Annotated in this window: 9 protein-coding genes; 6 read left to right on the top strand and 3 right to left on the bottom strand. The window is 60.5% G+C overall.

Going from position 1 to position 12,613, the window contains the following annotated elements; translation table 11 throughout:
• Nucleotides 1-38: 38 nt before the first annotated feature.
• Nucleotides 39-545: a DUF523 domain-containing protein gene (locus tag FHT77_RS02900; protein ID WP_183752335.1), complete on the bottom strand. Its 507-nt coding sequence runs from the start codon at nucleotides 543-545 to the stop codon at nucleotides 39-41.
• 96 nt (nucleotides 546-641) lie between these two features.
• On the opposite strand from FHT77_RS02900, the gene FHT77_RS02895 reads away from it, so the two are divergent.
• A complete protein-coding gene (locus FHT77_RS02895; protein ID WP_183752334.1) occupies nucleotides 642-1,082 on the top strand; it encodes a YqaA family protein in 441 nt (146 codons plus the stop codon).
• Nucleotides 1,083-1,195: 113 nt separating this feature from the next.
• Here the strand turns inward: FHT77_RS02895 and glyS are convergent, their stop codons facing one another.
• A complete protein-coding gene (glyS, locus tag FHT77_RS02890; protein WP_183752332.1) occupies nucleotides 1,196-3,373 on the bottom strand; it encodes a glycine--tRNA ligase subunit beta in 2,178 nt (725 codons plus the stop codon).
• Between the two features lie 204 nt (nucleotides 3,374-3,577).
• On the opposite strand from glyS, the gene FHT77_RS02885 reads away from it, so the two are divergent.
• The 4 genes from FHT77_RS02885 (at nucleotide 3,578) to ubiA (ending at nucleotide 8,943) form a co-directional block, all read left to right on the top strand.
• Complete coding sequence (locus tag FHT77_RS02885) at nucleotides 3,578-5,884, top strand: Tex family protein (protein WP_183752330.1); 2,307 nt, start codon at nucleotides 3,578-3,580, stop codon at nucleotides 5,882-5,884.
• A gap of 135 nt (nucleotides 5,885-6,019) precedes the next feature.
• Nucleotides 6,020-7,279, top strand: coding sequence for a cyclopropane-fatty-acyl-phospholipid synthase family protein (locus FHT77_RS02880; protein ID WP_183752329.1), 1,260 nt, complete (start codon nucleotides 6,020-6,022; stop codon nucleotides 7,277-7,279).
• A gap of 57 nt (nucleotides 7,280-7,336) precedes the next feature.
• A complete protein-coding gene (locus tag FHT77_RS02875; RefSeq protein ID WP_183752327.1) occupies nucleotides 7,337-7,918 on the top strand; it encodes a histidine phosphatase family protein in 582 nt (193 codons plus the stop codon).
• Between the two features lie 65 nt (nucleotides 7,919-7,983).
• Entirely contained in the window at nucleotides 7,984-8,943 is a 960-nt protein-coding gene (gene ubiA, locus FHT77_RS02870; protein ID WP_183752325.1) for a 4-hydroxybenzoate octaprenyltransferase, read from the top strand.
• Nucleotides 8,944-9,015: 72 nt separating this feature from the next.
• Here the strand turns inward: ubiA and FHT77_RS02865 are convergent, their stop codons facing one another.
• Nucleotides 9,016-9,582, bottom strand: a complete 567-nt coding sequence (locus tag FHT77_RS02865) for a DUF6101 family protein (RefSeq protein ID WP_016552966.1) — start codon at nucleotides 9,580-9,582, stop codon at nucleotides 9,016-9,018.
• Nucleotides 9,583-9,881: 299 nt separating this feature from the next.
• On the opposite strand from FHT77_RS02865, the gene FHT77_RS02860 reads away from it, so the two are divergent.
• The gene (locus tag FHT77_RS02860; RefSeq protein ID WP_183752323.1) at nucleotides 9,882-12,602 is read left to right on the top strand and encodes a DUF1217 domain-containing protein; all 2,721 of its coding nucleotides are present in this window, start codon (nucleotides 9,882-9,884) and stop codon (nucleotides 12,600-12,602) included.
• The last annotated feature ends 11 nt before the right edge of the window (nucleotides 12,603-12,613 follow it).

Genomic DNA, 12,613 nt, shown 5'->3' with positions numbered 1-12,613 from the left:
CCGGCGGCCGTTTTTACGTGGAGGTCGCTAGGTATGTTTCAGGTGGCGCTGTTGGCCTCGTCGGCATCGAGCCGTGTGACCAGGACCTCGATATCGCGGTCGGAGTAGACGGCAATGCCGGCCCTCCTCAGAAGAGCCGCTGTCACGCCGTTCCCCGTGTGCTTGTTTCCGGAGAACGTGCCGTCATAGACAAAACCCGAGCCGCATGAGGGGCTCCCATCGATCAGCAACGCATAGCGGCAGCCGGCCTCGGTGGCGAGGTCAAGCGCATTCTCGGCCGCCTGCTTGAACTCTTCGGTCACGTCGCCGCCGGTGATCTCGACGACGCGGGCGGTGCCATCAAGCACATCCTCACCGGTGGCGCCGCCCTCGATTTCGGCCGGTGGACGCGGCACCGGCATTCCGGCGGACATCTCGGGACAGATGGTCACCAGCCGACCTTCCTCGATCCAGCGCGCGATCGCCGGATGGACGAGCGGCTTCGACTGGCCGTCATAGCGGACGGCATGTCCCATGAGACAGGCGCTGACGAGAATCTTGTTCATGGCTTTGGCATAGCCCCAAGGACGTGATAGTTCCAGCCCGCTATCTGGCGCGATGAAGGGGAATAGGGTGCGGCGATACATTGGCGCCAATAATTCATGACCGATCTTGCGGTCTATATCGGCCTTTTCCTGATGGCCTTCGCGGCAGCGACGATTTTCCCGATGCAATCGGAAGCCGGCCTTATCGCGCTCATCCTGGCAAACCAGCATCCGGTCTTCGCGCTGATTTTGGCGGCAACGATAGGCAACGTCCTTGGGTCGACCATCAACTGGCTGCTCGGGCTCGGAATCGAGCGGTTCCGCGACAAACGCTGGTTTCCCATCCGCCAGCCTGCGCTCGACAAGGCGCAGCGCTGGTATCGCCGCTATGGCAAATGGTCGCTGTTACTGAGCTGGGTGCCCGTTATCGGCGATCCCATCACCATTGTGGCCGGCGTCCTGCGCGAACCGTTCCCGATGTTCCTGCTACTTGTGACCATCGCGAAGACCACCCGCTACGCGGTTCTGGCTGCCGTCACGCTCGGTGTCGCGAACTGATGCCAGCGGAATTCTGTCCTTGAATCAAAATCTGAATAGGCGAAATTCTGCAGATGACGCCGGAGGTTAGGGCGCCATCCGCATGTCAAATCTGACGCGCGGATGCCTGGGGCTTAGCCGGAGATCTTCGAGAAGTCGGCAACAGTCCCGGTTGCTTCACGGATCAGGCGCAGCAGGGCAAGACGATTGGCGCGAATGGCGGCGTCTTCGTCGTTGACAAGCACGTCGTTGAAGAAGCTGTCGACCGGCGCGCGAAGCTTCGAGAGCGCCTCCATGGCCGAGCGGAAGTCTTCCTTCTCTACGGCAGCGGATGCCTCGGCGGAAGCCTTGGTGATTGCCGCGAACAGTTCCTTCTCGGCGTCGAGTCGGAACAGATTTTCCGAAACACCGTCAGCGACGACCGTGCCTTTCTTTTCTTCAGCAGCGAGGATCTGTGTGGCGCGCTTGGTGCCAACCAACAGGTTCTTGCCGTCCTCCGAGGTGATGAAAGCCGTCAGCGCTTCGACGCGGCGAGCCACCATCAGCAGGTCGTCCGTTTCAGGGGTCAGGACGGAATCGATAAGATCGTAGCGTGCGCCCTGATCGCGGAGGTAGACCTTCAGGCGATCGTGGAAGAAGGAGAGAAGGTCGAATTGGCGCGACAGGTCGTTGTCGTCAACGGCCTTGCCGATATCCGTATCGATGCGGCCCATGTGGCTCGTGATGCGCGGCAACAGCGTCAGGCGCACGCGGCGCTCCAGCAGGATGCGGATGACGCCAAGGGCGGCACGACGCAGCGCAAACGGGTCCTTCGAGCCGGTCGGCTTCTCGTCTACAGCCCAGAAGCCGATTAGCGTGTCGAGCTTGTCGGCAAGCGCCACGGTGATCGCAACCTTGTCCTGCGGCAACTGGTCGGATGGTCCCTGCGGCTTGTAATGCTCCTCGATCGCAGTCGCGACAACTGCATCCTCGCCCTGAAGAGCGGCATATTTGCGCCCCATGACACCCTGCAGTTCCGGAAACTCGCCGACAGCCTCGGTGCGCAGGTCGGCCTTGGCAAGCACGACGGCCCTGTCGACCAGCTTGTAATCGGCGCCGAGAGGGAATGCGACCTTTGCGGCCATGGCGCGGATGCGCTCCACCCGCTCGCCCTGCGTGCCGAGCTTGGCATGGAAGGTCACACCGAGCGCATCGAGCTTCGCCATGCGCTGGTCGAGCGGCTTCTTGAGGTCGAGACCGAATTTCTTTGCTGAAGCCTCGAGCGTTTCGAGGTCTGGAAGATCGCCCTGGTCGCGCTTCCAGAAGTGCAACGCGTCGGACAGGCGCGCGCGCACGACCTTGCCGTTGCCGTGGATGATTTCCTTGCCGCCGTCGCTGGCCTCGATGTTCGAGACGAGGATGAACTTGTTCGACAGTGCGTCGCCGCCAACCGGCCGGGTCACGAAACACTTCTGGTTCGTCTTGATCGTCAGGCGGATGATCTCCGCCGGAATCGAGAGGTAGTCTTCCTCGAAGCTGCCCATCAGCACCTGGGGCCATTCGACGAGGCCTGACACCTCTTCGAGCAGCCCTTCGTCCTCGACCAGCTCCAGGCCGTTCGCAAAAGCGACGTCACGGGCATCGTGGAGGATGATGTCCTTGCGGCGTTCGCCATCGAGGATCACCTTGGCCTTTTCGAGGTTCGCGATGTAATCGCCGAAACGCTTGACGGTGATGGCGCCGGGCGCATGGAAACGATGGCCGTAAGTCACGTTGGAGGCGACGATGCCGTCGATCGAGAACGGAATGACGACAGTTTCTTCGTGTTCAGTGCCGAACGTGCAGACGATCGATTGCAACGGCCGGACCCAGCGCAGCGAGCCCGGCTGAGCGGAAGCCGCGCCCCAGCGCATCGGCTTCGGCCAGGGGAAATCGCGGATGATGCCCGGCATGACATCGCTGATGATCTCTTCGGCGGCGCGACCCGGCTTGGAGATGATAGCGATGTAGAAATCGCCCTTCTTCGGGTCGCTCTGGATCTGCGCCTCGGAAACGGAAGACAGGCCGGCGCCGCGCAGGAAGCCTTCGATCGCCTTTTCGTTGGCGTCGGTGCGGGGGCCCTTCTTCTCTTCGCGCACGTCGGCGGAGCGCGCCGTCAGACCGCGGATGTCGAGCGTCAGCCGGCGCGGCGTCCAGTATTCGCGCGCACCCTCGTAGGAAAGTCCTGCCTCGACAAGCGCATCGGTGACGAGCTTCTTCAAGTCGCCGGCAGCCTTGCGCTGCAGGCGGGCCGGGATCTCTTCGGAGCGGAGTTCTAGGAGCAGATCTGGCATGTCACTTTCCTTGCCTTCCCCAGGGAAGGCGCCACAAAGGCAGGGCTAAAAACGGTCGCCTCTGCTAGCAAAGAATGGCGCATCTGCACAACCGCAAAAACGGCCGCCATCCGTGCTATGTTGCTGTGGATAGCAACGTCGGGCATTGCCTTGCCGTTTTCCGTCGCTATTGTCCCGCGACTTTTGTGAAACGCAGGAACTCCCATGGCCGCTGATCTTCGTTCGCTCGCCGCTGTCATCTCTTCCGAAATCAACGCCCGGCCGGATCAGGCCAAGGCTGCGATCGAGCTGCTGGACGAGGGGGCGACCGTGCCCTTCATCGCCCGTTACCGCAAGGAAGTGACGGGTGGGCTGGACGATACCCAGCTGCGTAATCTGGCGGAGCGACTGGTCTATCTGCGCGAGCTGGAAGCCCGGCGCGACACGATCGTCGAGTCCATCAACGGCCAGGGCAAGATGACCGACGAGCTGATGGCGAAGATCGCCAAGGCCGGCACCAAGGCCGAGCTTGAGGATCTCTATCTCCCCTACAAGCCGAAGCGTCGCACCCGCGCCGAAATCGCCCGCGAGCGTGGTCTTGGTCCGTTGGCCGAAGCCATCCTCGCCGATCGCTCGAAGGAGCCGGCGACGCTGGCGGAAGGCTTTGTCAGCGCCGATGTGCCTGACGTGAAGACGGCGCTCGAAGGCGCGCGAGACATCGTCGCCGAAGGTATTTCGGAAAACGCCGACCTGCTTGGCAAGCTGCGCGCCCACATGCGCGCGGCCGCGCTACTGAAGGCGAAGCTCGTCGATGGCAAGCAGGCCGCAGGCGAAAAGTTCTCCGACTATTTCGATCATTCAGAGCGCTGGGCGACCGCGCCCGGCCATCGCGCTCTTGCCATGCTGCGCGGCTGGAACGAGGAAGTGTTGACGCTGACGATCGAAGCCGACGCCGAAACCGCCTCGCCGAACAAGCCGGTCGAGCGCATGATCGCCGCCGCCTACGAGATCGGCAACAGCCGCCCCGGCGACCGTTGGCTGATGGAGGTCGCGAGCTGGACCTGGCGCGTTAAGCTCTCCATGTCGCTGTCGCTCGATCTGATGCGCGAGCTTCGCGAGCGCGCCGAGGAAGAGGCGATCCACGTCTTCGCCCGCAATCTCAAGGACCTGCTGCTGGCGGCACCTGCCGGTTCGCGCCCGACCATGGGGCTTGATCCGGGTATCCGAACAGGCGTCAAGGTTGCCGTCACCGACGCAACAGGCAAGGTCGTCGCCACTTCGACCGTCTATCCGTTCCAGCCGAGAAACGACGTACGCGGCGCGCAGCTCGAGCTGGCCTCGCTGATCCGCAAGCACAATGTCGAACTGATCTCGATCGGCAACGGTACCGGCAGCCGCGAGACGGAAAAGCTCGTCGCCGACATGCTCTCCGATCTGCCCGCACCGAAGCCGACCAAGGTGATCGTCTCGGAAGCCGGCGCTTCGGTTTATTCCGCATCCGAAACAGCGGCGCTTGAGTTCCCGAACCTCGACGTGTCGTTGCGCGGTGCCGTCTCCATCGCCCGTCGTTTGCAGGATCCGCTGGCCGAGCTCGTCAAGATCGAACCGAAGTCGATCGGTGTCGGTCAGTATCAGCACGACGTCGATCAGCAGAAACTGTCGCGCTCGCTCGACGCCGTTGTCGAAGACGCGGTGAATGCCGTTGGTGTGGATCTCAACACCGCGTCCGCGCCGCTGCTGTCGCGCGTCTCCGGCCTGGGCGCCTCGATCGCCGAGGCGATCGTCAAACACCGTGACAGCGAAGGCCGCTTCGAGAGCCGCCGTGACCTGCTGAAGGTCGCCCGTCTTGGCCAGCGCACCTTCGAACAATGCGCTGGCTTCCTGCGCATTCGCGATGGCAAGGAGCCGCTTGATGCCTCCTCGGTCCACCCGGAAGCCTATGGCGTCGCGAAGAAGATTGTCGCCGCTTGCGGCCGTGACTTGCGTTCGCTGATGGGCGACAGCGCCGTCCTGAAGGCTGTTGACCCGCGCCAGTTCATCGACGACAAGTTCGGCCTGCCGACAGTGAAGGACATTCTGGCCGAACTGGAAAAGCCCGGCCGCGACCCACGCCCGAGCTTCAAAACCGCGACCTTCGCAGAAGGCGTCCATGAGATTTCCGACCTGGTACCGGGGATGATGCTGGAAGGCACGGTCACCAACGTCGCGGCCTTTGGCGCCTTCGTCGATATCGGCGTCCATCAGGATGGCTTGGTGCATGTCTCGCAGCTTGCCGATCGCTTCGTCAAAGATCCTCATGAAGTCGTGAAGGCGGGCGACGTGGTGAAGGTTCGCGTCGTCGAGGTCGATGCCAAGCGCAAGCGCATTGGCCTGTCGATGCGAAAGGATGACGGTTCGCAGGCCCCGGCCCCTCGTGGCGAGTCACGCGGTCAGCCTGTCCGCGGCCAGAACGACCGGCGCGCGGCTCCCTCAAAGCCAGAGAGCCAGGGAGCTTTCGGCGCCGCGCTGGCCGAGGCGATGAAGCGAAAATAAGCGCTTAGCCATCGAATTTGCAAAAATGTCACACTTTGGCGACCATGTTGCCGAGGTGTGAAATACGGCGCTTGTAAGGCGGCAGAGAGGTACTAAGTTGATTGGACCATCCTGTCACAATGCGAGGCCTTGCTTATGGCGTCGGCTTTCTTATCGATCGTCCAAAAACTCATCCGTAAGGGTAATCTGAGACTGACTCTCGCCAGCGGCGAGACGCATATGGTTGGCGACGGCACCGGTGAACTGGTTGTCGTTCGCATGGCCGATGAAGAGGCGGAACAGCTGATCCGCCGCGACCCCACCCTGAAGCTTGGGGAAATGTTCATGGAGGGCCGGTTCATCCTCGAACAGGGCAACATCTACGATTTCCTGGCGATGGTGAAACAGAATACCACCAACGAGATCTTCGATATCCCGATGGCGGCCCTGCTGATCGGACGCATTGCCCTGCAGCAGCTGAAAAGCCGCATTCCGATCAACCGCAACAGACGTAACGTTGCCCACCATTACGATCTGTCCGAAAAGCTCTTCGAACTCTTTCTCGACGAGGATTGGCAATACTCCTGTGCCTACTACAACCCGCCCGGCATCAGCCTGGAGGAGGCGCAGGTCGCCAAGAAGCGGCACATCGCCGCGAAGCTTCTGCTCGAACCGAACCAGCGCGTCCTTGAAATCGGCTCCGGCTGGGGCGGCATGGGCATGTACCTGGTGGAATCCACGCCAGGGCTGGAGCTCACCGGCATCACGCTCAGCAAGGAGCAGCTGAAGATCTCGCGGGAGCGTGCGCAGAAGCGCGGTCTTGCCGATCGCGCGCGCTTCGAGTTGCAGGATTACCGAACGATGACGGGCAGGAAGTTCGACCGCATCGTATCGGTCGGCATGTTCGAGCATGTCGGCATCGGCAATTTCGGCAAGTTCTTCAAGAAGGTGCATGAATTTCTTGCCGATGACGGCGTCATGGTGCTGCACTCGATTGCCCGTCCGAAGCCGAGTTTCGCGACCAATGCCTTCATCGAGAAGTATATCTTCCCGCAGGGCTACATCCCCTCGATCGGCGAGACGCTGCCGTTCATCGAAAGTGCGGGGCTGCTGGTTCGCGATGTCGAAGTGCTACCGCTGCATTACGCCTACACATTGCGCCACTGGCGCGACCGCTTCGTCGCGCGAAAGGCCGAAGCGGTCGCACTCTACGACGAGCAATTCTTCCGTATGTGGGAGTTCTATCTCGCCGGGTCCGAGATCGGCTTCCGCTGGGACGAACTGTTCGTCATGCAGATCCAGATTTCCAAGAACCAGTATTCGACCCCCGACAATCGCGACTACATCGCGGCGAACGAGGCAAAGCTGAAGGAATTCGAGGCGACGCGCCCGCCGCTCGAAAAGGTCATTCTCTGACCCAGATCAAAGGGCGCGGCAAGGACCGCGCCCTTTCAATTTCGGAGCCTGATGGCAATGGCAAACACCCTTCCGGAAATCTATCTTGTCCGTCACGGCGAAACCGAGTGGAGCCTGTCCGGACGACACACTGGCCGCAGTGATATCCCGCTCACCGAAAACGGCGAGTTGGCCGCGCGTCAGGTCGGTCCACGTCTTGCGGGCAAGAGCTTCGCGGCCGTCTGGTCGAGCCCGTCGCAACGCGCACGCAACACCTGCGAACTTGCCGGCTTCGGAGTTGGCGCGATCGTCAAGGACGATCTGGCTGAGTGGGACTATGGCGACTACGAGGGCGTCACCAGCAAGGAAATTCATGCGACCCGACCAGGCTGGCAGCTGTTTCACGACGGCTGCCCGAACGGCGAGGCGGCGAACGACGTTGGTGCACGGGCAGACCGGATCATTTCGGGCCTCCGGCAGGCCAATGCCCCGATCCTGATTTTCTCCAGCTCGCACTTCCTGCGCGTTCTCGGCGCCCGCTGGCTCGAATTGCCGCCGACATCCGGCGCGCGCTTCATCCTCGACACCACAAGCATCAGCGTTCTCGGCTACGAGCATGACCTGACGGAACCGGTCATTCGGCGATGGAACCAGCGCTGAAAGGTCGCCCCGGCGGCCATGAATTGGACCTTGACCCGCGCCTTGACCGATCGCTAGATGGCGTCATGCAACAGATCGGCGGAATGAACGGGCGCGTTGCGGATGCGCCATCGAACAACTGGGTTTATCGGGTCCTGCCTCCGTGGCTCTGGCCCTACGCGCAGCTTGCACGCTGGGATCGGCCGATCGGCTGGCAGTTGCTGATGTGGCCCTGCTTCTGGTCGGCGACAATGGCTGCCAACGCCGCAGCCACTCTCGGCCAGTTTTCGGGCGGCCAGCTGGTTTTCCATCTCGTGCTCTATTTCATCGGTTCAGTCGCGATGCGCGGGGCAGGGTGCACATACAACGATCTGGTTGACCACAAGATCGACATGGAAGTGGCGCGAACTCGTTCGCGGCCGCTGCCGTCGGGTCGGGTGACGCGCAACCAGGCCAAGGCGTTCATCGTCCTGCAGGCGCTGGTTGGGCTGCTGGTCGTGCTGCAGTTGAACTGGTTTGCCGTCATCCTCGGCGTCCTCTCGCTCGCCATTGTGGCACTTTATCCCTTTGCCAAGCGCTTTACGGATTGGCCGCAGTTCTTCCTTGGCCTTGCCTTCTCCTGGGGTGCCTTGATGGGCTGGGCCGCGATTTTCGGGAGCCTCTCGCTGGCGCCTATTTTCCTCTACGTCGCCTCGGTGGTCTGGACGATCGGTTACGACACCATCTACGCCCATCAGGACAAGGAGGACGACGAACTGATTGGCGTTCGTTCCACCGCGCGGCTGTTCGGCGACAAGACGAAACAGTGGCTCGTCGGCCTCTATGGTCTGACCCTCGTGCTCGCCTTCTGCGCCTTCCTGGCGGCAGGTGTCGGACTGTTCGCCTATCTCGGCCTGCTCATTGCCGCCGGTATGTTTGCGTGGCAAATCGTAACGCTGGATATCAACGACGGCGAGCAATGCCTGGCCCTGTTCAAATCCAACAATCGCGTCGGACTGATCATCTTTGCCGGCCTTTTCTTGTCGCTGCTCTTTGTCTTGCCTTAGGCACGATACGGAAGACCAAGACGAAAAACCCGGCACAATGGCCGGGTTTTCGGTTTTGGCAGATCGCCCCGCTCAGCTGCGGGCGATGATTTCCTTGCCTTCGATCTTCATGGCGACGCCGAGCTTGCCGGTCGTGCGACGCACGAGGAAGCGCGGGCGGCGGTTGGCGAAGTAGGAGTGGCGGCGGCGCGGCTTCAATGCGCTGGTCCGCAGGTCGCCGAGATGTTCTTCCAGTGGACGGGCAATGCCATCTGCCTCGACCATCAGCATCGGAATGCGGAAGGCTTCCGACCAGCTGCGCCAGTCGGCGGCAATATCCGCCAGGTCGTGAGCGACCAGAAGGGGTACGCAGAGCTCCGGATCTTCGTGGTGAAGCTCCAGGGTTACGGTGACCTCGCCGTTGCCATGGTCGATGGCGCGGGCGGCAACGCCCTTGAAGGCGCGCTTGGGAAGTGCGATCGAAAGCGGCAGGCCGCTCGAGGGGAGAACCTTGCGCAGGATAGCGCCACGTTCGTCGATCGTTATGCTGACGTCACTTGTGGAGTCGTGGATGGCGTAGCTGACCTGTTGGGGAAAGCGAGACGGATCGAGACGCAGTGTCGTTCCAGCCCATACGGGCTTCATAACGGTGTTGTTCATGTTCATTCTACCCTTGTCTTACCTGAGAGCCGGTTTCCGGTCTTCTCCTCGGGGCTTTTCGCCCTCTATGGCTCGACAATAGGCGCCGCCTGTTCGAGACAGCTTAAAAATCGCGGTTAAGAAAACTTTGCCTCCCTTAATGGTTATCAAAACCGAAGCCGGCAAGGTTTCCGGAGGGTGAACGCCGGCTGTCTCATATTGCAACGCAAGATGGGTAAGTCTCGGGTAAGCTTTTTATCGCAAAATGGCGCAGAACCACTCTGTCGTACTTTGAAGACTTTGCCGGAAAAGGGCGTGTTATGATCTCTGCTTCGATGGCCTACAACATAGTGTCGGGGAACATTAAGCAGAGCCTCGATCGCGTTGCCTCCCAGGCTACGGTCAAGCGCGACGCCGACTACTACAAGGACAACATCAACAAGGTCAAAGACGTCGACGATTTCCTCGGCAACTACAGGCTCTACAGCTATGCGATGAAGGCCTATGGCCTCGACGACATGACCTACGCCAAGGCCTTCATGAAGAAAGTCCTGGAGAGTGATCTGACCGATGCCGGCAGCTTCGCCAACAAGCTGACCGATACGCGCTACAAGGAATTTGCCGCCGCGTTCAACTTCAATTCGCCGGCAGCGGATGCGCAAAGCGACGCGCAGGAAGACGATCTGATCGGCCTCTACACGCAGTCCTTTGCCGACGAGAGCAAGAATGCGGCGACGGAGACCGACTACTACGGCAATGCGATCGATGCAGCGCAGGATGTCTCGGATATCGTCGGTGACAGCCGTGTCCGGACCTATGTCCTCAAGGCCTACGGCATTGATCCTACATACGTCTCCAATGACTTCTTGACGCAGGTTCTGACCAGCGACGTCAACGATCCGAACAGCTTCGTGAACGTCAACGGCAACGAAAAATATCAGGCGCTTGCTGCGCAATTCAGTTTTAATGCCGATGGCACTGTCAATGGCGCGGCGCAGACCGCTGCCCAAAAGGACGCCGTCATGGAACAGTACAACTTGACTGTTCCGTCGATCGTCACCCCTGCCGCAGCGGACTACAACAAAGCCTACTACCTGTCCAAGATCGGAGCGATCACCAGCGTCGACGATCTTCTCGCTGACAGCCGCCTAACGTCCTACATCAAGACGGCCTTCGGCATGTCTCAGGATTTCAGCACCGCAGCGCTGAGACTCGTGCTGACCGATGCCAGCTACGCGACGTCTCTGGATCTCAGCGAAGCCAATCAGGCGTTCAACTTCAATTCCGACGGGACGATCAACGGCGCGGCGGCGTCCTACACGGCGCAGACGCCCGATCAGATAAAGACCATGGGCGACCTGGCCGCCTCGGCGACCAGCTACTACCAGTCCACGATCGTTAACATCACCAATGTCGACGATCTCGTCGCCGACGCAGGGCTGACGCGCTATATCAAGGATGCCTATGGCATACCGCAGACCTTCAGCGATGCCGATTTCAAGAGCGTTCTCACCGACGCAACCTATGCCGCCAGCCTTGGCTATGATGCGGTCCATTCGGCTTTCAACTTTCAGGCAGATGGCAGCGTACCGGATGACGTCAATGCGCAGACCTCCGCTCAGGCGCGCGTGACCAGTTCAGGCGCGCGCTCCAACCTCGATTACTTCCAGAGCACGATCGGCACGATTTCCAATGTCGACCAGTTGATCGCGGATACGAAGCTGACCAGCTTTATCAAGTCGGTCTACCAGATGCCGGCCAATATCAGTGATGCTGATCTCAAGAACATCTTGATTGATCCCAGCTTCGCTGCCGCGCAGGGCTTCAGCAATGTCAACGCAGGCTTCAGTTTTGCTGCCGATGGCTCGGCCGCGGCCGCCTCCGGTCCGCAAAGCGCCGAACAACTGATGAACACCACCGACAGCTATTCGGTCCGCTATGACGACGCACAACAAGAGGCCATGGACGCGGCCGTCGCCAATTACAAGGAGCGGATGAGCGACGACAACATCAAGAAAGTGGACGATTTCCTCCGCTCCAACGCGACGGCGGATCTCGACAACAGCAACGATGGCTTGCCGGATCCCTATCAGATGGCGCTGCGCGCCTACGGGCTGACGGAGCAGGACGTGCCGCGTTCGACACTGCGCAAGTTGCTGAAGAGCGACCCTTATGATCCGAACGGCTATGTCGCCTCGTTCAAGGACGAGCGCATCACCAATCTCGTCCGCGCCTTCAACTTCGGCAGCGACGGCAAGATCACGTCGGAAGTGCAGGCGCTGTCACCCGCTGTCATGGCCAAGTACGCGACGAACTACAAGTCGCGCGCCACCTTGGGAATGGACGACGGCTCGATCAAGGACAAGGCTTCGAAGGACGCGACGAAGGCCGTCGATGATTTCGCCAAAGGCATGGCCGAGGTGAAGTCGCTTGATGATTTCCTGAAGAACGACAAGCTGACCAGCTTCGTGCTGAAGGCGAATGGTCTCGATCCGAAGAAGTACGACGACGAAACCTTGCGGAAAATCTTCACGTCGGATCCGTCCGATTCCAAGAGCTATCTGAATACAAAGGCGGACTCCAAGTTCAAGGAAATCGTTGCCGACTTCAACTTCGATACCGCCGGAGACCTGACACGCGCCAAGATCGGCGCCGTTCAGAATGTTGGCGCCGAGGATCGGACCCAGACGAACTATCTTCAGCAGACTCTCGAAACGCAGCAGGGTGAAAGCAACGACGGCGTGCGTCTTGCTCTCTATTTCGCCCGCAAGGCTCCCGACATAACCTCGCTCTACAGCATTCTCGGGGACAAGGCGTTGTTCCAGGTCATCACAACCACCTTCAGCCTGCCGAGCGGTATTTCCAGCATGGATGTCGAGAAGCAGGTCGATCTTCTGAAGAAGTTCGTCAATCTCGACGACCTTCAGGATTCGAAGAAGGTCGACAAGCTGTTGAAGCGGTTCACCGCAATGTATGACCTGCAGAACAATTCCAACAACTCACCGGCGCTCAGCATTCTGACCGGTGGCACATCGGGCTGACCGCCTTAGCA

Origin of the sequence: Rhizobium sp. BK181, from assembly GCF_014193305.1 — a bacterium.
Classification (GTDB): domain Bacteria; phylum Pseudomonadota; class Alphaproteobacteria; order Rhizobiales; family Rhizobiaceae; genus Rhizobium.
The sequence above is the reverse complement of the archived record's forward strand: the minus strand, read 5'-3'. Positions and strand labels throughout refer to the sequence as shown.

Bases quoted from the DNA above. Each gene is read 5' to 3' on its own strand.
- FHT77_RS02900 (WP_183752335.1), bottom strand. From the start codon at position 545: ATGAACAAGATTCTCGTCAGCGCCTGTCTCATGGGACATGCCGTCCGC.
- FHT77_RS02895 (WP_183752334.1), top strand. From the start codon at position 642: ATGACCGATCTTGCGGTCTATATCGGCCTTTTCCTGATGGCCTTCGCG.
- glyS (WP_183752332.1), bottom strand. From the start codon at position 3,373: ATGCCAGATCTGCTCCTAGAACTCCGCTCCGAAGAGATCCCGGCCCGC.
- FHT77_RS02885 (WP_183752330.1), top strand. From the start codon at position 3,578: ATGGCCGCTGATCTTCGTTCGCTCGCCGCTGTCATCTCTTCCGAAATC.
- FHT77_RS02880 (WP_183752329.1), top strand. From the start codon at position 6,020: ATGGCGTCGGCTTTCTTATCGATCGTCCAAAAACTCATCCGTAAGGGT.
- FHT77_RS02875 (WP_183752327.1), top strand. From the start codon at position 7,337: ATGGCAAACACCCTTCCGGAAATCTATCTTGTCCGTCACGGCGAAACC.
- ubiA (WP_183752325.1), top strand. From the start codon at position 7,984: ATGCAACAGATCGGCGGAATGAACGGGCGCGTTGCGGATGCGCCATCG.
- FHT77_RS02865 (WP_016552966.1), bottom strand. From the start codon at position 9,582: ATGAACAACACCGTTATGAAGCCCGTATGGGCTGGAACGACACTGCGT.
- FHT77_RS02860 (WP_183752323.1), top strand. From the start codon at position 9,882: ATGATCTCTGCTTCGATGGCCTACAACATAGTGTCGGGGAACATTAAG.